20 protein-coding genes are annotated in these 18,674 nt (G+C 71.1%); 7 read left to right on the top strand and 13 right to left on the bottom strand.

The annotated features are described in order from the left end of the window. Positions 1-126: 126 nt before the first annotated feature. The gene (locus tag J8G10_RS15715) at positions 127-600 is read right to left on the bottom strand and encodes a Sec-independent protein translocase TatB (RefSeq protein ID WP_251447026.1); all 474 of its coding nucleotides are present in this window, start codon (positions 598-600) and stop codon (positions 127-129) included. 96 nt (positions 601-696) lie between these two features. Here J8G10_RS15715 and J8G10_RS15710 point away from each other — a divergent pair, with 96 nt between their 5' ends. Beyond that, complete coding sequence (locus J8G10_RS15710; RefSeq protein WP_251447023.1) at positions 697-1,329, top strand: class I SAM-dependent methyltransferase; 633 nt, start codon at positions 697-699, stop codon at positions 1,327-1,329. Between the two features lie 91 nt (positions 1,330-1,420). Here the strand turns inward: J8G10_RS15710 and J8G10_RS15705 are convergent, their stop codons facing one another. The 3 genes from J8G10_RS15705 to dapE all read right to left on the bottom strand — a co-directional run bounded on the left by J8G10_RS15705 (position 1,421) and on the right by dapE (position 3,984). Beyond that, positions 1,421-1,594 carry a DUF3117 domain-containing protein gene (locus J8G10_RS15705; protein WP_082072398.1) on the bottom strand — a complete coding sequence of 58 codons (174 nt, stop codon included), beginning with the start codon at positions 1,592-1,594 and terminating at the stop codon, positions 1,421-1,423. Between the two features lie 85 nt (positions 1,595-1,679). Then, positions 1,680-2,918 carry a hypothetical protein gene (locus J8G10_RS15700; RefSeq protein WP_251447020.1) on the bottom strand — a complete coding sequence of 413 codons (1,239 nt, stop codon included), beginning with the start codon at positions 2,916-2,918 and terminating at the stop codon, positions 1,680-1,682. Beyond that, positions 2,911-3,984, bottom strand: coding sequence for a succinyl-diaminopimelate desuccinylase (gene dapE, locus J8G10_RS15695; RefSeq protein ID WP_251447017.1), 1,074 nt, complete (start codon positions 3,982-3,984; stop codon positions 2,911-2,913). The genes J8G10_RS15700 and dapE overlap by 8 nt, the downstream gene beginning before the upstream one ends. A gap of 65 nt (positions 3,985-4,049) precedes the next feature. Here dapE and dapD point away from each other — a divergent pair, with 65 nt between their 5' ends. Further along, complete coding sequence (gene dapD, locus J8G10_RS15690) at positions 4,050-5,003, top strand: 2,3,4,5-tetrahydropyridine-2,6-dicarboxylate N-succinyltransferase (protein WP_251447014.1); 954 nt, start codon at positions 4,050-4,052, stop codon at positions 5,001-5,003. Here dapD and J8G10_RS15685 read toward each other — a convergent pair. Further along, positions 5,000-5,569 carry a TetR/AcrR family transcriptional regulator gene (locus J8G10_RS15685; RefSeq protein ID WP_251447011.1) on the bottom strand — a complete coding sequence of 190 codons (570 nt, stop codon included), beginning with the start codon at positions 5,567-5,569 and terminating at the stop codon, positions 5,000-5,002. The two genes, dapD and J8G10_RS15685, sit on opposite strands and share 4 nt — an antisense overlap. A 151-nt stretch (positions 5,570-5,720) precedes the next feature. Here J8G10_RS15685 and J8G10_RS15680 point away from each other — a divergent pair, with 151 nt between their 5' ends. Further along, entirely contained in the window at positions 5,721-7,118 is a 1,398-nt protein-coding gene (locus J8G10_RS15680) for an MFS transporter (protein ID WP_251447008.1), read from the top strand. Positions 7,119-7,316: 198 nt separating this feature from the next. Beyond that, positions 7,317-8,714 carry a DEAD/DEAH box helicase gene (locus J8G10_RS15675; protein WP_251447005.1) on the top strand — a complete coding sequence of 466 codons (1,398 nt, stop codon included), beginning with the start codon at positions 7,317-7,319 and terminating at the stop codon, positions 8,712-8,714. Between the two features lie 72 nt (positions 8,715-8,786). Here J8G10_RS15675 and J8G10_RS15670 read toward each other — a convergent pair whose 3' ends face one another. From J8G10_RS15670 to J8G10_RS15645, 6 genes are all read right to left on the bottom strand, one after another. Next, positions 8,787-10,082 (bottom strand): citrate synthase, encoded by a 1,296-nt coding sequence (locus J8G10_RS15670; protein ID WP_251447002.1) that lies wholly within the window; start codon positions 10,080-10,082, stop codon positions 8,787-8,789. 141 nt (positions 10,083-10,223) lie between these two features. Further along, complete coding sequence (gene dapC, locus J8G10_RS15665) at positions 10,224-11,336, bottom strand: succinyldiaminopimelate transaminase (RefSeq protein WP_251446999.1); 1,113 nt, start codon at positions 11,334-11,336, stop codon at positions 10,224-10,226. Between the two features lie 4 nt (positions 11,337-11,340). Next, positions 11,341-11,661, bottom strand: coding sequence for a ferredoxin (gene fdxA, locus J8G10_RS15660; protein WP_251446996.1), 321 nt, complete (start codon positions 11,659-11,661; stop codon positions 11,341-11,343). 9 nt (positions 11,662-11,670) lie between these two features. Beyond that, entirely contained in the window at positions 11,671-12,150 is a 480-nt protein-coding gene (locus tag J8G10_RS15655; RefSeq protein ID WP_251446993.1) for a histidinol dehydrogenase, read from the bottom strand. Between the two features lie 35 nt (positions 12,151-12,185). After that, positions 12,186-12,500 (bottom strand): AzlD domain-containing protein, encoded by a 315-nt coding sequence (locus J8G10_RS15650; protein WP_251446990.1) that lies wholly within the window; start codon positions 12,498-12,500, stop codon positions 12,186-12,188. Next, complete coding sequence (locus J8G10_RS15645; RefSeq protein ID WP_251446986.1) at positions 12,497-13,243, bottom strand: AzlC family ABC transporter permease; 747 nt, start codon at positions 13,241-13,243, stop codon at positions 12,497-12,499. Before J8G10_RS15645 ends, J8G10_RS15650 begins: the two co-directional genes overlap by 4 nt. A 65-nt stretch (positions 13,244-13,308) precedes the next feature. Between J8G10_RS15645 and J8G10_RS15640 the strand changes: the two genes are divergently transcribed. Further along, positions 13,309-13,857: a helix-turn-helix domain-containing protein gene (locus J8G10_RS15640; RefSeq protein ID WP_251446982.1), complete on the top strand. Its 549-nt coding sequence runs from the start codon at positions 13,309-13,311 to the stop codon at positions 13,855-13,857. Positions 13,858-13,913: 56 nt separating this feature from the next. On the opposite strand, the gene typA is transcribed toward J8G10_RS15640, so the two are convergent. Then, the gene (gene typA / locus J8G10_RS15635; protein WP_251446979.1) at positions 13,914-15,824 is read right to left on the bottom strand and encodes a translational GTPase TypA; all 1,911 of its coding nucleotides are present in this window, start codon (positions 15,822-15,824) and stop codon (positions 13,914-13,916) included. Between the two features lie 111 nt (positions 15,825-15,935). On the opposite strand from typA, the gene J8G10_RS15630 reads away from it, so the two are divergent. Together J8G10_RS15630 and J8G10_RS15625 are read left to right on the top strand one after the other, a co-directional pair. Further along, positions 15,936-16,733, top strand: coding sequence for a CPBP family intramembrane glutamic endopeptidase (locus J8G10_RS15630; RefSeq protein WP_251446975.1), 798 nt, complete (start codon positions 15,936-15,938; stop codon positions 16,731-16,733). A 241-nt stretch (positions 16,734-16,974) separates the two neighbouring features. Then, a complete protein-coding gene (locus J8G10_RS15625; RefSeq protein ID WP_251446973.1) occupies positions 16,975-17,943 on the top strand; it encodes a hypothetical protein in 969 nt (322 codons plus the stop codon). Between the two features lie 167 nt (positions 17,944-18,110). Here J8G10_RS15625 and J8G10_RS15620 read toward each other — a convergent pair whose 3' ends face one another. Then, the gene (locus J8G10_RS15620) at positions 18,111-18,668 is read right to left on the bottom strand and encodes a PH domain-containing protein (RefSeq protein WP_251446970.1); all 558 of its coding nucleotides are present in this window, start codon (positions 18,666-18,668) and stop codon (positions 18,111-18,113) included. Positions 18,669-18,674: the final 6 nt, after the last annotated feature.

Below are 18,674 nucleotides of genomic sequence, written 5' to 3'. Positions count from 1 at the left end.
CGATGGGGCCGTTGAGCGAGGACGCGCGAAGCGCGACCGAGACGAAACGCGGCACCCTCGCGAGGTGACCGCGTTTCGTCTCCCTCCGGCTCCGCCGGTGCTCGCTCAACGCCCCCGAAGGGGACGTCAGGTGGCTTCGCTGTCGTAGGGCGGCAGCTCTTCGGCGGAGAAGACCTTGGGCGCCCGGGAGGCCGGAGCGTCCGGCGCCGGTTCTGCGGACGCGGAAGCGGCGTTCATCGCCGTCGCGGAGGCCAGCAGCGCCGCCGCCGATCCCGCAGCGGGAGCCGCGGCCGCGGGCGTCTCGGCCGCGACGGCCGGCGCCGCGGGGCGCGCCGGGGCGGGGCTGTCGTCCATCAGCGCATCGCGGATGATGCGACGCGGGTCGTACTGACGCGGATCGAGCTTGCGCCAGTCCAGCTCGTCGATCTCGGGGCCGACCTCCTCGCGCATGCGGTCCTTGGCGCCGCGCAGGTAGTCGCCGGCCCGCTTGACCAGGCGCGCGAACGACTCCGCATACCGCGGAAGCCGCTCGGGGCCCACGAGAAGGGCCGCGATCACGCCGATCACGAGGAGCTTCTCGATGGTGATGCCGAAGAACATGTCACAAGGGTACCGCCGCGCCTGGCCGCATCGGACACGCAGGACGCCTACGCTCGTAAGATATGCGGCGCACTGAGTGACCGCGAGGGAGTCGAAGTGAGCGAGCAGGACGCCAACGCACGGTACGTACGCGAGGCCATCGTCGAACCGGACGAGATCGCCCGGGCGCGTGCGCATGCCGTCGAGCTCGGCGCGCAGCCCATCAGCGCTGCCGTCGGCGCGCAGATCGCCCTGCTCGCTGCGGCCTCGGATGCCCGTTCGATCGTCGAGATCGGCACCGGCGCCGGCGTCTCGGGGCTGTGGCTGCTGCGCGGCGCTCCGAAGGCGGTGCTCACCTCGATCGACAACGAGCCGGAGCATCTGGCCGCGGCGCGCAGCGCCTTCCAGGACGCGCGGATCGCCCCGACCAGGGCCCGCTTCATCGCCGGCCGGGCCGCCGACGTGCTGCCGCGCATGAACGAGGCCGCCTACGACATCGTGCTGGTGGACGCGGATCCGGAGAACGTCATCGAGTACGTCGAGCACGGTCTCCGGCTCGTGCGCGCGGGCGGAACGGTGCTGGTGCCCCGTGTCCTCGCCGGCGGGCGGGTCGCGGATCCGGTGCAGCGCGACGACGTGACCGTCGCCTACCGCTCGCTCATCCAGGAGACCCAGCAGTCCCCTGCCGTGCTGGCGGCGCTGAACACGGCGGGCGAGGGGCTGCTCCAGCTCACCGGCGTCTCCGTCTGAGCGGGAGGGCCTTCCCTCCGGAGCGCGAGGAAGACGTCCGGGAATGACGAAAGGCCCGCAGAACGCGGGCCTTTCGACGATCTGAAAGAACTCAGGCGGCTGCCACGACGCTGCTCAGCACGTCGTGCAGCTCCTTCGCCTCGGCGTCATTGACGGAGACGACCAGGCGCCCGCCGCCCTCGAGCGGCACGCGCACGATGATCAGCCGGCCCTCCTTCACGGCCTCCATGGGTCCGTCGCCAGTCCTCGGCTTCATCGCTGCCATCGCGGTGCTCCCTTTCCTCGGTGGTCTACAGCTTCCATATTAGTGGGTGCTGGGACACCGCTTACCGCTTCGGCGCCCGAGGAGCTCAGGGCACGCGCCAGAACGTGTCCGCATAGCCGTAGACGTTCGCGATCCAGACCCACTGGAGCCACAGGCAAACGATGAGCACGCCGACGCGGAGCCACCACGACCGTCGCCAGCCGACGGCGCCCCACAGCGGCGCGAGCGGGAACAACAGCCGCAGCGTGCTGGACTGAGGGAAGAACACCGCCAGCAGATAGAGCGCATAGCTCGCCGCGTAGAGCCGGATCTCGGGCCCGAGCCGCCGCACGCCGGGGCCCGCGATCAGCGCCGCCGCGAACAGGGCGACGAGCACACCGAGGACGACCAGCCCGAGCCAGCCGGGCAGCCCGAGCATCTTGGCCCAGTACGGCATCGCCGACAGCCAGCCCTCGAACGGGGAGAACGACGGCTTCCCGTCCTGCGGCATCCAGAAACCGCGCCAGCTCAGCTCGGTCTCCAGATAGGCGTTCGGCACTCCGGTCGCGATGCCCGCGATCACCTGCCAGGCGAAGCCCACGGCCACGGCGAGCGCACCGAGGCCGAGGTAGTGCGCGATCTCCCGGCCCCTCAGCGGATCCGTGCGGCGCCGGAGCCATCGCAGCACGAGCATGAGACCGAGCATCAGCGCGAACGCGAGCACACCGGGGCGGGTGAACCCCATGAGCACGATGAGGGGGTACAGCCGCACGTAGCGCCGGCGGATGAGGCCGTCCAGGGCCAGGAGCAGGAACAGCATGTTCAGCACCTCGGCATAGCCGACCTGGAAGAGGGCGCCGAGGGGTCCGGCCGCGAAGAAGATCACGGTCCAGACGGCGGCCATCCGGCCGATCCTGCCCCGCATCATCCGGAAGAGGACGAGACAGCAGAAGTATCCGGCGATGAGTGAGACGATCGCGGCGCCGACGGGCCAGCCGCCCTCGCCGAACGGCAGCCCGACCACCTGCGAGACCCAGGAGTACACCGGCAGGAACGCCCACGAGTTCTGGGTGACGTGTCCGTCCGCCCCGAGCGGCAGAGTGGTCGGATAGCCGTAGACGGCGATGTACCAGTACCACTGCGCGTCCCAGCCGCTCACGAACGAGGCGATCGTGGCGTGCGCGCCGAACCTCGATCCGGGGCCGCCGGAGAGCCCGGTCGCGATCAGCAGCAGCGCCGTGGTGATCAGGCGCGCGCCGAGGTAGACCGCGAGGATGCCGGCCCAGGCGGGCGTGCGGGCGTAGACGCGTCCCGCCCAGCGGGGCAGGGCCGCGAGGTCAGACACCGCGAAGCCAGGATCGCAGACCCTGCTCCGTGGCGGTGATCTGCGCGATCGGAACCCGCTCCTCGTCGTGGTGCGCGAGATGCGGGTCGCCGGGTCCGTAGTTGACCGCGGGGATGCCCAGCGCGGAGAAGCGCGCGACGTCGGTCCAGCCGTACTTGGGCTTCGGCGTCGCGCCGACGGCGGCGACGAACTCCTGCGCGATCGGCGCGTCCAGGCCGGGACGCGCACCCTCGGCGACATCGGTGATCTCCACCGTGAAGCCGGCGAACACGTTGCGCACGTGCGCCTCGGCGTCGGCCGCGGACTTGCTCGGCGCGAACCGGTAATTGACCTCGACCTCGCAGAGATCGGGGATGACGTTGCCGGCGATGCCGCCGCTGATGCGGACCGCGTTCAGTCCTTCGCGGTACTCCAGGCCGTCGACCGCGATCTCGCGGGGGCGGTACTCGGCGAGGCGCGCCAGGATCGGCGCCGCGCGGTGGATCGCGTTCTCGCCGATCCAGGCCCGCGCGGAGTGCGCGCGCACCCCGGTCGTGCGGACGACGGCGCGGAGGGTGCCGTTGCAGCCGCCCTCGACCTCGCCGTTCGAGGGCTCGCCGAGGATCGCGAAATCGGCCCGGAACAGTTCGGGCCGGCTCTCGGCGAGCAGCTTGAGGCCGTTGCGGGCCGCCTCGACCTCCTCGTTGTCGTACCACATCCAGGTGATGTCGACGGCGGGATCGACGAGTTCGGCGGCGAGCTTCAGCTGCACCGCGACCCCCGCCTTCATGTCGACCGTCCCGCGGCCCCAGATCATCGGCACGCCGTCGATCTCGACGTCGCGGGTCGGGACGTTGCCGTTGATCGGCACCGTGTCGATGTGACCGGCGATCGCCACGCGCTGCGCACGACCGAGGTTCGTGCGGGCGACGATCGTGTTGCCCTCGCGGATCACCTCGAGATGCTCGCGATCGCGCATCGCCTCCTCGATGAGGTCGGCGAGATGCGCCTCGGATCCCGATTCGCTGGGGATGTCGCAGATCGCGCGGGTGATGTCCGCCGCAGAGGCGGTGAGATCGAGCGGCATGTCCCCCACCCTAGCGCCGCGTCATGAAGCCGAAGCTGGAGGCGCCGATTCGCTACCGTGGTTCCATGACCGACGCGCGCACGATCCATGGCTCAGGGCTCACCACGATCGCGGGTGACGGCACCGTGCTGGATGCGTGGTTCGCGGAGATCGGCACCGATGCCCCCTCCGCCGGCGATCTCGCCGCCGCCGCGCTGACCCTCGAGTCCTCCGCCGGGCCCGACGAGCGGCGGAACGTGACCGTCGAGCTCGTGCAGCTGACGATCGACCTCGACGACGCGCCGGCCTCGACGGCGGACGCCTACCTCCGGTTGCACGCGCTCTCGCATCTGCTGGTGCGCCCGAACGAGGTGAACCTCGACGGGATCTTCGCGCACCTCCCGAACGTCGCCTGGACCAGCGCCGGCCCGATGCTCCCCTCCGACGCTGCGCGCCTCCGCCCGCTGCTGCAGCGGGCCGGGATCCAGATCACCGGGGTCGACAAGTTCCCCCGGCTCACCGACTACGTGCTGCCGGCCGGTGTGCGCATCGCCGATGCCTCCCGGGTGCGCCTCGGCGCCCATCTCGCCCCGGGCACCACGGTCATGCACGAGGGCTTCGTGAACTTCAACGCCGGCACCCTGGGCGCGTCGATGGTCGAGGGCCGGATCTCGCAGGGCGTCGTGGTCGGCGACGGCTCCGACATCGGCGGCGGATCCTCGATCATGGGCACGCTGTCCGGCGGCGGCACGCACCGCGTCTCCATCGGCGCGCGCACGCTGCTCGGCGCGAACGCGGGCATCGGGATCTCCCTCGGCGACGACTGCATCGTCGAGGCGGGGCTGTACGTCACGGCCGGCACGAAGATCGTGCTCGCCGACGCGGCCCCGACGGCCGACGGCGGCCGCCCGGTCGTCAAGGGCGCCGAGCTCAGCGGCGAGAACGGGATCCTGTTCCGCCGCAATTCGCTGTCGGGAGCGGTGGAGGCGGTCCGCCGGGCCGGGGTCGGAGTGACGCTGAACGAGGCGCTGCACGCCTAGGCGCGCAGCGATCCGATCGCGAGTCCCAGCACGCGGCGGCGCTGCGCCTCGTCGTCGTAGGCGACCGCGCTGACTCCGGCGATGAGCTTGACGACGTCGGCGATCGCGAGATCCGCCTTCACCGCGCCGGCGGCCTGGGCGCGCGCCAGGAGCGGCTCCCCCGCTCCGAGCATCACCCCGCGGCACTCGGCGAACACCGAGGACTCGCGGTTCAGCCCGTCCAGCAGCACGTGCTTGGTGCCGACGTATTCGACGAACCGGTCGAGCCAGGTCTCGAACGCCGGTCCGGGCTCGAGGTCGGCGACCTCGTCCGCGGCATCCGCGAGCGCGGCGACCTCGCGGAGGTAGAGCGTCTCGATGAGGTCGTCCCGCGTCGGGAAGTTGCGATACAGGGTGCCGATGCCGACACCCGCACGACGGGCGATGTCCTCGAGGGAGGCGTCGGATCCGTCCTCGGCGAACGCCTCGCGACCCGCGACGACGAGCGCGTCGAAGTTGCGCGCCGCGTCGGCGCGGCGCGGGCGCCGCTCCTCCAGCGTCGTCGCCGCCCGGTTCTGACCGCCCATCGCGTCGTCCCTTCAGAAAAGCCTTCAGAAAAGTCTCGGAAGACCCCTTGCAAAACGGAGGCGCCCTCCGGTACCGTCAATCCGGAGGCAGCCTCCGTTCGGAGGTCTCCTCCCACTTTACCTCTCTCATCCAGGCTTCGGAAGGGAACTCATGTCCCGCTCATCCACCTCGATCCTGGTCGCCATCGCCGTGGCGGTCTCGTCCATCGCACTCCTGCAGAACCTCGTCATCCCCCTCGTCCCCCTGGTGCAGGCCGAGTTCGGCGTCAGCGCCGATGCGGCCAGCTGGACGATGACCGCCTGGCTCATCGCGGCCGCGGTCGCCACGCCCACGCTCGGCCGCGTCGGGGACCTGCGCGGCCGGCGCACCACCTTCCTGATCACCCTCGGGGTCACCGCAGCGGGCGACGTCCTCGCCGCCGTCGCACCCGGCCTCGAGATCCTCATCGTCGCCCGCGTGCTGCAGGGCATCGGCGGCGCTCTGTTCCCGCTCGCCTACGGACTGCTCCGCGACGCCCTCCCGCGGGAACGCGTGACCGGCGCGATCGGCATCGTCAGCGCCGTCATCGGCATCGGGGGCGCCGCGGGCACCGTCCTCGCCGGCCCGCTCGCCGACCTGGTCGGCTGGCGCGGCACGTTCGCCGTGCCGTTCCTCGTCGCCGCGCTCGGCGCTCTCCTCACCCTCGCCGTCGTGCGCGACACGGGCGTGCGCGCCCGAGGCCGGGTGAACACGCGGTCCTCCGTGCTGCTGTCGCTGTGGCTGGTGGCGCTGCTCGTGCCGCTCAGCACCGGCGCGCGCTGGGGCTGGACCTCTCCTGCCGTCCTTGCGCTGTTCGGACTCGCCACCGCGGCCTTCGCCGCATGGATCGTGTCGGAGCTGCGCTCCGCAGAGCCGCTCGTGGATCTGCGGCTGCTCGCCTCGCCCGCAATCTGGCCGGTGAACGCGGCCTCGCTGCTCATCGGCGCCGGCGTCTTCGCCTTCTGGGGCTACCTGCCGCAGTTCCTCGAGCTCACCGAGTCGGCCGGAGGTGCGGGTCTCACGGTGCGCGACGCCGGCCTCATGCTCGTCCCGATGCTCATCGGAATGAGCGGCGTGGGCTTCGCCACCGGCGCGCTGAACCGGATCCTGTCGCTGCGCACGCTGCTGGTGATGGGCTCTCTGCTGATGGGTCTCTCCGCGGCGTCCGCCGCCCTCGCCCACTCGGCACCGTGGCAGCTCGCCGCGGCGGGCGCCGGGTTCGGGATCGGCTGCGGCCTGGCCTACGCGGCTTCCGCGGGGATCGTCGTGCAGAGCGTGCCCGCCGCCGTGACCGGTGTCGCGACCGGGGTGAACGCCAACCTCCGCACGATCGGCTCCGCGATCGGCTCCGCGGCGACCGGTGCGATCGTGTTCGGCGCGGCTCCGCACGGCACGGGCTCCGGCTTCGCCACCGCCTGGATGCTCGTCGCGGTCGCCACGCTCCTCGCCGGTGCCATCGTCTGGGCGGTGCGCACGCGTCCTGCGGCGACGACGTCCGCGACCGCGCTCCCCGAGCTCGTCGAGGCGTGAACCGAGGATCCGGGGATCCGCGATAGGATGGACCCGATGTCGGATCTTCCGGCATCTCGTCGCCATCCCGGATCCCTGGATTCATCATCCCTGGAAGTGGAGCCCCGCTCCCCCTCGCGATCCGGTTCTCGAGCGGCGACCTCTCGCGTCGACAACGACGCCCTTATGCGGCCGGCGAATCCGGCCCAGGAGATATCCATGCCTTCCTTCCTCGATCTCGGCGTGCCCGCGCCGCTCGCCGCGGTGCTCGCCGCCGACGGCAAGACCGAAGCCTTCCCCATCCAGCAGGGCACCCTGCCCGACTCGCTCGCCGGTCGCGACCTGCTCGGTCGTGGCCGCACCGGCAGCGGCAAGACCCTCGCGTTCTCGATCCCTCTCGTCGCCCGGCTCACCGGCGCGACCTCCCGCCCGCAGCACCCGCGCGGCCTCGTTCTCGCGCCGACGCGCGAGCTGGCCACCCAGATCGCGGCGACCATCGCCCCGCTCGCGAAGGCGGCGGGGCTGCGCGTCACGACCGTGTTCGGCGGCGTCAGCCAGCGCCCCCAGGAGGAGGCGCTGCGTCGCGGCGTCGACATCGTCGTGGCCTGCCCCGGCCGCCTGGAAGACCTCATGAAGCAGGGCGTCGTGCGCCTCGACGAGGTGCGCGTCACCGTGCTCGACGAGGCCGACCACATGGCCGACCTGGGCTTCCTGCCCGGAGTCACGCGGATCCTCGCGGCGACCCCGCAGGGCGGCCAGCGCCTGCTGTTCAGTGCGACGCTGGACAACGGCATCGACGTGCTCGCACGCCGCTTCCTCTCGAACGCGGTCAGCCACGAGGTCGACGAGTCCAGCGTCCCGGTGGGCGAGATGACCCACCGTGTGCTCGAGGTCGCCGACGCTGAAGCCAAGAAGACCCTCGTCCAGACCCTCGCCTCGGGCACCGGCCGGCGCATCCTGTTCACACGCACCAAGCACCAGGCGAAGAAGCTCGCCAAGGTCCTGACGACGGCCGGGATCCCCGCCGTCGACCTGCACGGCAACCTCGGCCAGAACGCCCGTGAGCGCAACCTCGCGGCCTTCTCCGCCGACCCGGCCGAGGGCGGCGTGCGCGTGCTCGTCGCCACCGACGTGGCCGCGCGCGGGGTGCACGTCGACGACGTCGACCTGGTCGTGCACGTGGATCCGCCCGCCGAGCACAAGGCGTACCTGCACCGCTCCGGGCGCACCGCGCGCGCCGGCGCCGCAGGCACCGTCGTGACCGTCCTCCTGCCCGAGCAGCGGCGCGACGTGAAGGACCTGCTCCGCAAGGCCCAGATCACCGCGGCGATCGAGCAGGTCTCCGCGGCGTCCCCCGCGGTGTCCGGCCTGGTCGGCGAGACCGCGCCCTACGTGAAGCCCGCGCCGAAGCCGGTCGCGCAGCAGCCCGCCAAGAAGAAGCCGGCCGCCGCCGGCAGCGCGACCCGCCAGCGGCAGGGCCAGCCCCGTCAGGGACAGAGCCAGGCGCAGCCCCAGGGTCAGCGGCGTACCGCGGCATCCGGTGATGTCGCCGCCGCGCCCGCCCGCCGTCGCCGTCGTCGTTCGTCGCGTCCGCAGGGCACGCCGAGCGCCCGCTGAGCCGCAACGCGATGCAGTGAGGGCGGGGATCCGATCGGATCCCCGCCCTCACTGCATCATCGCGCCGTCGGCTCAGCCGCGGCGGAAGTCGCGCTCCGGGGAGCCCGTGTAGAGCTGCTGCGGACGGCCGATCTTCGTCTGCGGGTCGAGATTCAGCTCACGCCACTGCGCCAGCCAGCCGGGCAGACGGCCGATCGCGAACAGCACCGTGAACATCCGCGTCGGGAAGCCCATCGCCTTGTAGATCACGCCGGTGTAGAAGTCGACGTTCGGGTAGAGACGGCGCTCCTGGAAGTAGTCGTCCGCGAGCGCGATCTCCTCGAGCTCCTTCGCGAGGTCCAGCAGCGGATCCGTCACGCCGAGCTCGGCGAGCACCTGGTCCGCAGCGGCCTTGACCAGCTTCGCCCGCGGGTCGTAGTTCTTGTAGACGCGGTGCCCGAAGCCCATGAGCTTCACGCCGTCTTCCTTGTTCTTCACCCGCTCCACGAAGCGCTGCATGCTCTGACCGGAGTCGCGGATCTGCGCGAGCATCGTCAGCACGGCCTCGTTCGCACCGCCGTGCAGCGGGCCCGAGAGCGCCTGGATGCCGGCCGAGATCGACGCGAACTGGTTCGCCCCGGTCGAGCCGACCAGGCGCACCGTGGAGGTCGAGGCGTTCTGCTCGTGGTCCTCGTGCAGGATCAGCAGCAGTTCGAGGGCCTTCGACATGACCGGGTTGATCTCGTACGGCTCGCTGTGCACGCCGAAGTTGAGCTTGAGGAAGTTGTCCACGAAGCTCAGCGAGTTGTCGGGGTAGAGGAACGCCTGACCGATGCTCTTCTTGTGCGCGTAGGCCGCGATCACCGGGAGCTTGGCGAGCATGCGGATCGTGTTCAGCTCCACGTGCTCCGGGTTGTGCGGATCCGACTCGTTCTCGTAGTACGTCGACAGCGCGGCGACCGCGGAGGACAGCACCGCCATCGGGTGCGCATTGTCGGGAAGGGCCTGGAAGAAATGCTTCAGGTCCTCGTGCAGCAGGGTGTGCCGGCGGATCTTCTCGTCGAAGTCGGCGAGCTCGGCGGGCGTGGGCAGCTCTCCGTAGATGAGCAGCCACGCGACCTCGAGATAGGAGCAGGAGTTCGCGATCTGCTCGATCGGGTAGCCGCGATAGCGCAGGATGCCCTGGTCGCCGTCGATGAACGTGATCGCCGACTTGGTCGACGCCGTGTTCACGAACCCGTAGTCCAGCCCCGTGTGCCCGGTCTGCCGGGTGAGGGTGGAGAAGTCGATGCTGCTGTGTCCGTCGGTGCCGTGCAGGATCGGGAACTCCGCGGTCGTCTCGCCTACCGTCAGCGTCGCCTTGGTCGGCCGCTCGCCCGCTGCGCTCACGCAGTCCTCCTCATGCGTCTGTCGATTGGGGGATGTGCGATCGGTGCCGATGGGCCCGGATCGCGACGCTTCTACAGCCTATCCCCCGTGCGGTCCTACTGTGAAAACAGCCAAGACTGAAGCGGGAACGACTGTGGAGACCTACGAAACACTCCCCCGGAGCCGCTGCGCTGCCGCCTCGATGCGCTCGAGCGGCGCCGTGAGGGACAGCCGCACGTGGTCGGCGGAGTGGCCGCCGTAGAACGGCCCCGGACCGGCCAGGATCCCGAGGTCCGCCAGGCGCCCCATCGACTCCCAGGCGTCGCGCCCCTCGGTCGCCCACAGATAGAGACCGGCCTCGGAGCCGTCGATCCGGAAGCCCGCCTCGACGAGCGCCGGCCGCAGCGCATCCCGGCGCCGGCGGTACAGCTCCTTCTGCGCGGCCACATGCTCGTCGTCGCGCAGGGCGACCTCCATCGCGTGCTGCACGGGGGCCGGCGGCATCAGGCCGAGGTGCTTGCGGGCCGTGAGGATGTCGCCGACGATGCGAGCGCACCCCGCCACGAACGCCGCCCGGTAGCCGGCCAGGTTCGACTGCTTGCTCAGCGAGTAGACGCTGAGCAAGCCCGATCGGGTACCGCCGGTGACACGAGGATCCAGCACGCTCGGCACGCGTTCCGTGGCCCACGGCCCGTCCCAGCCGAGCTCTGCGTAGCACTCGTCGCTCGCGAGGACGGCGCCCAGCTCCCGCGCACGACGCACGGCCTCGGTCAGCTCCTCGACGGTCCAGGTACGGCCGTCGGGGTTCCCGGGGGTGTTGATCCAGATGAGCCGCGCGCCCTCGGGCCAGAGCGCCGGGTCGTCCTCGCTGACGACGGTCGCGCCGACGACCTGTGCGCCGACGGCGTAGGTCGGATAGGCGACCCGCGGCTGCACCACGATGTCCCCCTCGCCCAGGCCGAGCAGGGTCGGGAGCAGGGCCACCAGCTCCTTCGAGCCGATCGTGGGCATGACGTTGTCCACGCGCAGGTCGGGGACGCCCCGGCGTCGGGCGTACCAGTCCACGATCGCCTCCCGCAGCGCCGGAGTGCCCACGGTCTGCGGGTAGGAGTGCGCGTCCGTGGCCTCGGAGAGCGCCCGGCGGATGATCTCGGGCGTCGGATCCACCGGCGATCCGATGGCGAGGTCGACGATCCCGTCCGGATGCGCGGCCGCGCGCTCACGGAACGGGGCGACCGCGTCCCAGGGGTAGTCGGCGAGGTCGCGGACGCTCATGACGTCACTCGCCCTGAGGCGGGAGAGCGGCGATGACCGCGTGGTCGTGATGGATCACGCCGACCTTGGCGGCGCCGCCCGGGGACCCGATCTCGTCGAAGAACTCGACGTTCGCCTTGTAGTAGTCGGCCCACTCCTCGGGCAGGTCGTCCTCGTAGTAGATCGCCTCCACGGGGCAGACCGGCTCGCAGGCGCCGCAGTCCACGCACTCGTCGGGGTGGATGTACAAAGAGCGCTCACCCTCGTAGATGCAGTCCACAGGGCACTCGTCGACGCACGCGCGGTCCTTGACGTCGACACAGGGAAGAGCGATCACATAGGTCACCGCCCCAGTCTACGACCCGTCGGCGGGAGCCTCTCCCTGACCCCGAGGATCCTGCCTCTCCCCCGACCCCTGCCTGTCCGCCGGCCCCTGAGCCTGTCGAAGGGCGGCCTGCTCCTGCTGGATCCGGCGGATGCGCGAGAAGTCGGGCCAGGCTGCGACGAGCAGCACCATCCCGGCGACCGTCCAGGTCCACACGACGCCCAGCAGGTCGTTCGGCACGATCACCGAGCCGCCCGGGCCGCGTCCGGAGATCACGATCATCCCCGCGAGCATGCCCAGGCCGGTGAGGAGCGCCGCCCAGCGGTCGCGCAGCAGCAGGCGCACCGCCAGGAGCATCCCGCCGCACGCGATCACGCCGAGCACGATGCCCGCCCAGCCGAAGCCCCAGAGCGAGGAGGCGTGAGTGACGGTCGCGGCGAGCCCGAAGACCACGCCCACGATCAGCAGGGCCACCCAGGAGAGCACTCGATTGAGCCAGGATCCGCGCACGCCTCGAGCTTACGCGGCCACCCTGTCCGCCGCCCTCAGGCCGCCCAGCCCACCAGGCGCAGAAGGGCGGCCACCACGGCCGCGGCGATCACCACGACGAGGAACGACTGCCGCAGCCACAGCAGCCCGGCGGCCACGAGCACCGCAGGGACCCGTGCGTCCACGACGATGTGCTGCCCCGAGGCGAGCGCCTGCACGGCGACGAGGGCCGCCAGCAGGGCGACGGTGAGCAGATCCGTGATGCGCGCCGGCCGCGGCGCCTCCAGCACCGAGGCCGGCACGAGGTATCCGGCCGCCTTGAGCGCCAGACACCCGATCGCCGCGAGCAGCACCGCGTTCCACAGCGTCATGCCTCTCCCCCCGCCGGTTCGGCTCCCTCGCGCCCCAGCCAGTTGAACCACCCGACGACGACGGCCACGAGCGCGGCGACGAGCACCGGCAGCCCGGGGATCAGCACGGGCGTGAGCGCGGTCGCCACGGTCGCGGCGGCGATCCCCACCGCGATCGCCTGGCGTCGGCGCAGCCGGGGCCAGAGCAGGGCGAGGAACGCCGCGGCCGCCGCCGCGTCCAGGCCATAGGTCCTGGGATCCCCGAGGACGTCGCCGAGCAGCGCGCCGAGCAGCGTCGTCAGATTCCAGCCGGCGTAGATGCCGAGCCCGGTGATCCAGAAGCCGAGGGTGCGGGCCCGCGGCGAGGTCTGCGCGAGCGAGACCGCGGTGGACTCGTCGATGGTGAAGGGGGCGGCGGCGGCGCGCTTGAGCGCACCACGGCCGATCACCGGAGACATCCGCATGCCGTAGGCGACGTTGCGCACGCCCAGCAGCAGCGCCGAGGCGATCGCCGCCGGCGCCGCCGCGATCCCGCCGGCGCCGATCACACCGACGAAGGCGAACTGCGACCCGCCGGTGAACATGAGCAGACTGAGCACGCAGGTCTGCCACACGTCGAAGCCGCTGGCGACGGCCAGCGCCCCGAACGACACGCCGTAGGCGCTGGTGGCGAGGGCGACGCCGAGCGCCTCACGGCGCGCGCCGCGGACCTCTGCGGCGATCTCGTCGCCGTCACGGTCGACCGTTCGCTCCTCTGAACGCATGACGATCATTCTGAACATCGGCGCAATGTTTGTCAAGGCGAACGATCGTTTGGAATACTGGCCGCATGGATGATCTCCGCGAGCGCATCTCCCGATCCCTCCGTCGCGAACGCGAGACGGCCGGGATCTCCGTGTCCGAGCTCGCACGCCGCGCCGGCGTCTCCAAGGCCACGGTGTCGCAGCTGGAGAGCGGATCCACCGGCCCGAGCGTCGAGACGCTGTGGGCGATCGCCGACGCGCTGGGCCTCCCCTTCGCCGCATTCGTCGAGGAGCGCGTCAGCGCCCCGACCCTGATCCGCGCCGGCGAGCACGCCGGCGTGCCCTCGGCAGCGGCACAGTATCTGGCGACGCTGATCGCGGCCTGTCCCCCGGGTGCCCGACGCGACCTGTACATCATCCAGGCGGAGCCCGGCGAGCCGCGCCGCTCCCAGCCGCACCACGTCGGCACCACCGAGCACGTGGTGCTGATCAGCGGGCGCGCGCTGGTCGGCCCGGCGGACGGGGCCGTCGAACTGCGCCCCGGCGACTATCTGTCCTACCCGGGCGACGCCGGGCACGTCTTCGAGGCGCTCGAGCCCGGCACCTCCGCCGTGCTCGTCTCCGAGCTGCGCTGACCGGCGCCGCGCACGAGAAAGGCCCGCCTGCCGGAGCAGACGGGCCTTTGCGCGGATCAGGCGCCCGAGTCCTGGCGCTTCTGACGCGAGGCCTCGCGGCCGCGGACGGTCGCGTCCAGGATCACCTTGCGGATGCGGACCTTCTCGGGGGTGACCTCGACGCATTCGTCGTCACGGGCGAACTCGAGGCTCTCCTCGAGGGTCAGCAGGCGCGGCGGCGTCATCGACTCGAAGTTGTCGGCCGTGGAGGAGCGCATGTTGGTGAGCTTCTTCTCCTTGGTGATGTTCACGTCCATGTCGTCGGCGCGCGAGTTCTCGCCGATGACCATGCCCTCGTAGACCTCTTCGGTGGGCTGCACGAAGAACGACATGCGCTCCTGCAGGGCGATCATCGCGAAGGGGGTGACCACGCCGGAGCGGTCGGCGACGATCGAGCCGTTCTGGCGCGTCGTGATCTGACCGGCCCACGGCTCGTAGCCGTGCGAGATCGCGTTCGCGATGCCGGTGCCGCGGGTCGTGGTGAGGAACTCGCTGCGGAAGCCGATGAGCCCGCGCGAGGGGACGATGAACTCCATGCGCACCCAGCCGGTGCCGTGGTTGGTCATGTTGTCCATGCGCCCCTTGCGGTTCGCGAGGAGCTGGGTGATCGCGCCGAGGTGCTCCTCCGGCGTGTCGATCGTGAGGTGCTCGAACGGCTCGTAGGTCTTGCCGTCGATCTTCTTCGTGACCACCTGCGGCTTGCCGACGGTGAGCTCGAAGCCCTCGCGACGCATGTTCTCGACGAGGATCGCGAGCGCGAGCTCGCCGCGGCCCTGCACCTCCCACGCGTCCGGACGCCCGATGTCCTCGACCTTGAGCGAGACGTTTCCGATGAGCTCGCGGTCCAGGCGGTCCTTCACCATGCGCGCCGTGAGCTTGTGGCCCTTGACCTTGCCCATGAGGGGCGAGGTGTTGGTGCCGATCGTCATCGAGATCGCGGGGTCGTCGACCGTGATGGCCGGGAGCGGACGCACGTCCTCGGGATCCGCGATCGTCTCGCCGATCGTGATGTCGGCGATGCCGGCGATCGCGACGATGTCGCCGGGGCCGGCCTCCTCCGCGGGGTAGCGCTCGAGGGCGCGGGTCTTCAGCAGCTCCGTGATGCGGGCGTTGCTCGTCGAGCCGTCACCGCGCACCCAGGCGACGGTCTGCCCCTTCTTCAGCGTGCCGTTGAAGACGCGCAGCAGCGCGAGGCGGCCGAGGAAGGGCGAGGAGTCGAGGTTCGTGACCCAGGCCTGCAGCGGCGCCTCGTCGTCGTAGGCGGGAGCCGGCACGTGCTCGAGGATCGCCTCGAACAGCGGCTCGAGGTTGTCGTTGTCGGGCAGCGAGCCGTTCTCGGGACGCGTGCGCGAGGCCGCGCCGGCGCGGCCCGAAGCGTACACCACGGGGACGTCGAGCAGGGCGTCGACATCGAGGTCGGGGACGTCGTCGACGAGGTCGGATGCGAGGCCCAGCAGCAGGTCGTGCGCCTCCTCCTCGACCTCGGCGATGCGCGCGTCGGGACGGTCGGTCTTGTTCACGAGCAGGATGACCGGGAGCTTGGCCTCGAGCGCCTTGCGCAGCACGAAGCGGGTCTGCGGCAGCGGGCCCTCGGACGCGTCGACGAGCAGCACCACGCCGTCGACCATGGACAGGCCGCGCTCGACCTCGCCGCCGAAGTCGGCGTGACCCGGGGTGTCGATCACGTTGATCGTGATCGGGGTGTCGGTGTGCGCGCCGTTGTAGGTGATCGCCGTGTTCTTGGCGAGGATCGTGATGCCCTTCTCACGCTCCAGGTCGTTGGAGTCCATCGCGCGCTCTTCGACGTGCGCGTGCTCGCCGAAGGATCCGGTCTGGCGGAGCATGGCGTCGACCAGCGTGGTCTTGCCGTGGTCGACGTGCGCGACGATGGCGACGTTGCGGAGATCGGAACGGAGGGCGTGCGCCATGAAGGAATCCAATGCAGATGGGGTTTCGCCCGGGATTCCGGACTCTTCAGGATACAACACGGCACCTGGACGGAGCCTTACGCTCATCAGACGGCCCCGTACGCTCATCACATGAAGATCGCGGTCCCCCTGTCCCCGCCGGATGCCCCGTCCCGGATCCGGATCGGCTGGGAGATCGCGATCGTGCTCGCGCTCGGGCTGGGCCAGTCCGCCGTGTACGCGATCGTGCAGCTCATCGACAGCGCGACCCGCTCCACGCCGATCGCGCAGCAGAGCACGTCCCTGAACCCCGCACTGTCCAGCCGGGAGGTCTTCGACCTCCTCTACCAGCTGCTCGGTCTCGCCTTCGCCGTGGCGCCCGTGCTGCTGGTGTGCTTCCTGCTGTGGCGCCCGACGCGGCCGCATCTGGGCGCACTCGGCCTCGACGGCCGCCGCATCGGACGCGATACGGCCTGGGGCACTGGCCTCGTGCTCGCGATCGGCGTCCCCGGCCTCGCGCTGTACGTCGCGGGGCGCGCGCTCGGACTGTCGCTCGCCGTGGATGCGGGATCCGCGAGCGCCTACTGGTGGACGATCCCCGTGCTGCTGCTGTCGGCGGCCCGCGCGGCGCTGCAGGAGGAGTTCGTCGTCCTCGGGTACCTGTTCGCCCGCCTGCGCCAGCTCGGCTGGAGCCCCTGGGCCATCGTGCTCGGCACGTCCGTCCTCCGCGCGAGCTACCACCTGTACCAGGGCCTGCCGGGTTTCGTCGGCAACCTCGCGATGGGCCTCCTGTTCGGCACCCTCTTCCTGCGCAGCGGCCGCCTGCTGCCGTTCCTCGTGGCGCACTTCCTCATCGACGCCGCCGCGTTCGTCGGCTACCCCGTGGTCGCGGCCCTGTGGCCGTCCCTGTTCGGGATCGGCGGTCACTGACCCCCGCCCCGCCCCGTCGCCCCGTCGCCCCGCCCCGTCCCGTCCCGTCGCCCCGTCCCGCCCCCTGACCGCGAGACCGAACCTGCGTCCCGAGACCCGCGTTGCCAACGTCGGTTTCGGGACGGGAGTTCGGTCTCGCTGACGACGGCTGTCGTCCTCCACAGGCGGGAGGTGCGGCGGGTTCCTCACCGTTGCGGCGATGGGCCCCCGGGTCGTCCGGAGCGTGGTGAGAATCAGGGGGATGAACGGCACCTCCGAATCCATCGCTGTCGACGGGATCGCCCCCGTCCCGATCGAACTGCTACGAGAGCGCAGCCCGCTGAACGCGAGTCGCCTGAACCGGGCCTGGCATCGCGGCGAGATCATCCGGATCATGCCCGGTGTCTATGCCGAGTCGAAACGCTGGCAGACGCTGCCGCCGTGGGCTCGCTACCTCGCGCACGTCCATGCCGTGGCGCTGAAGAAGCCGGACGCCGTGTTCTGCGGCGTCTCCGCGGCCGCCCTGCGCGGCGTCTATCTCGGCCGGCCCGATGAGCCGGTCCATGTGCTCGAACCCCTCGGATCCAGTCGGCTCGCCGGCAGGATCCGTGTCCACACCGGCGGCCACGAGCGCGTGATCGAGGAGGTCGGCGGAACACTGCTCACCGGGATCCCGGATACGGCCGTGGATGTCGCGCGCTCCGTCCCGCCGATCGAGGGCCTCGCGTACGTCGACGCGCTGCTTCGTCGCGCCAGGAATCCGAGGCCGGACGAGCTGCGAGCTCTCAACGAGAGCCGTGAGACCTCACGCGGTCGCAGGAATGCACGATGGGCGCTCGAACGCGCGACCGGCGTGCCCGAGAGTCCGCTGGAGTCGCTGAGCCTCGGAGTCATGGAGGCGGCGGGGTTCGAGCTTCCCGAGCTCCAGGTCGAGTTCCACCTGGAGGGATGCGTCGATCGCGCGGACTTCTTCTGGCGGAGCAGGAGGATCATCGGCGAGGCCGATGGCCGGATCAAGTACGACGGAACGCTTCAGGATCCGATGAGCGCGATCATGCGGGAGAAGCAGCGGGACTCCCGTCTGCGCCGCCAGGCCTCGGGCCTCCTGCACTGGGGCTGGAGCGAGGTCCGGGACTTCGCCATCCTCACCGGCATCCTGATGAGCGCCGGCGTGCCGCGCCCGCATCGCCGGGACGCGGCGCTACTCGCGACGCTCCGGGATCTCGCGTGACGGTGCGCGGCCACCGCACCGTGAGACCGAACCTGGCGCACGAGACCGACGATGCGATCGCGAGTCTCGGCACGGAAACTCGGTCTCACGGTCGCCCGCCGGACGGCCGGAGCAAGGTACCAACGGACGGCCGCACGCCGGACGAACGGACCGGACGGACGGCCGGGTCAGCGGGTGACGGCGATCGCGATCGCGGCCCAGACGACGATGACGACCAGCGCGCCGATCGCCGGCCAGTCCCAGCTGCGCCGGATGGAGGCGTCCACGCCCTCGCCCGTCGTGCCGACCGGGCGCTCCACCGCGTTCTCCCAGCGGGCGCGCACGTCGGTGAGCGCCTGCAGACTCTGCGGAACGGTGACCTCGCCCGAGCGCTTCATCCGTGGCGACTGGATCCGGCCCGGGCCGCCCCAGCAGGCGAGCTTCCGGCCGTCGTCGAGTGTGAAGTCCAGCTGCCAGCGCAGATCGAGCTCGGTGACCCTGCGCCAGCCGAAGCGGGTGCGGCGCAGGAAGTTCTGCACCGAGGCGCCCTCCTCGTCGACGTGCACCATCGACGCCACGCTCACCACGTAGATGAGCCACAGCACGAGCAGGACCCAGGGCACGAACAGGAGCATGAGCCCCCAGCTGCCCCGCACCACCGCGTCGCCGAGCAGGAACACGGACAGCACCGCGCACACGACGAGAACGGCGACACCCGTGGTCGCGCGGTAGGTCCGCGCGCCCACGGGCGT

The organism is Microbacterium sp. USTB-Y (assembly GCF_023703415.1).
Taxonomy (GTDB): domain Bacteria; phylum Actinomycetota; class Actinomycetes; order Actinomycetales; family Microbacteriaceae; genus Microbacterium.
Note: the sequence above shows the minus strand (reverse complement) of the source record. Positions and strands in the feature narration are given on the sequence as shown.

Coding starts and splice junctions, on each gene's coding strand:
- J8G10_RS15715 (WP_251447026.1), bottom strand. CDS start 600: ATGTTCTTCGGCATCACCATCGAGAAGCTCCTCGTGATCGGCGTGATC.
- J8G10_RS15705 (WP_082072398.1), bottom strand. CDS start 1,594: ATGGCAGCGATGAAGCCGAGGACTGGCGACGGACCCATGGAGGCCGTG.
- dapE (WP_251447017.1), bottom strand. CDS start 3,984: ATGCCGCTCGATCTCACCGCCTCTGCGGCGGACATCACCCGCGCGATC.
- dapD (WP_251447014.1), top strand. CDS start 4,050: ATGACCGACGCGCGCACGATCCATGGCTCAGGGCTCACCACGATCGCG.
- J8G10_RS15685 (WP_251447011.1), bottom strand. CDS start 5,569: ATGGGCGGTCAGAACCGGGCGGCGACGACGCTGGAGGAGCGGCGCCCG.
- J8G10_RS15680 (WP_251447008.1), top strand. CDS start 5,721: ATGTCCCGCTCATCCACCTCGATCCTGGTCGCCATCGCCGTGGCGGTC.
- J8G10_RS15675 (WP_251447005.1), top strand. CDS start 7,317: ATGCCTTCCTTCCTCGATCTCGGCGTGCCCGCGCCGCTCGCCGCGGTG.
- dapC (WP_251446999.1), bottom strand. CDS start 11,336: ATGAGCGTCCGCGACCTCGCCGACTACCCCTGGGACGCGGTCGCCCCG.
- J8G10_RS15650 (WP_251446990.1), bottom strand. CDS start 12,500: ATGACGCTGTGGAACGCGGTGCTGCTCGCGGCGATCGGGTGTCTGGCG.
- J8G10_RS15645 (WP_251446986.1), bottom strand. CDS start 13,243: ATGCGTTCAGAGGAGCGAACGGTCGACCGTGACGGCGACGAGATCGCC.
- J8G10_RS15640 (WP_251446982.1), top strand. CDS start 13,309: ATGGATGATCTCCGCGAGCGCATCTCCCGATCCCTCCGTCGCGAACGC.
- typA (WP_251446979.1), bottom strand. CDS start 15,824: ATGGCGCACGCCCTCCGTTCCGATCTCCGCAACGTCGCCATCGTCGCG.
- J8G10_RS15630 (WP_251446975.1), top strand. CDS start 15,936: ATGAAGATCGCGGTCCCCCTGTCCCCGCCGGATGCCCCGTCCCGGATC.
- J8G10_RS15625 (WP_251446973.1), top strand. CDS start 16,975: ATGAACGGCACCTCCGAATCCATCGCTGTCGACGGGATCGCCCCCGTC.